Raw genomic sequence first — 219 nt, 5'->3', positions numbered from 1 at the left:
ATGCAATGCAGGCAACCGCCGCAGGCGCAGATCAGGCTTTCCGGCTCGATCGCTTCTACGACACGAGGAAGATGCTTTGGAAGGGAGCCCCGATTGATCGCGCGCGGCCTGATGGCCCTATTCCCGGTAGGATTATCCGCCTCATCCTCGGCATGAATTGATGCCATGGCCGTTTCCAAGTCTTCTAGTGCCAGATCGAACTGGTCAGGATCACTCTTC

General features: G+C 57.1%; 1 protein-coding gene. It reads right to left on the bottom strand.

Annotation, left to right across the window (positions count from 1 at the left end):
• A partial coding sequence (locus AF337_RS41240) for a transposase (RefSeq protein ID WP_193393684.1) occupies nucleotides 1-219 on the bottom strand: 219 nt, incomplete at both ends.

It is taken from the genome of Rhizobium ecuadorense, from assembly GCF_001187535.1.
In the GTDB taxonomy this organism is placed as follows: domain Bacteria; phylum Pseudomonadota; class Alphaproteobacteria; order Rhizobiales; family Rhizobiaceae; genus Rhizobium; species Rhizobium ecuadorense.
This window is presented reverse-complemented; position numbering and strand designations above follow the sequence as displayed.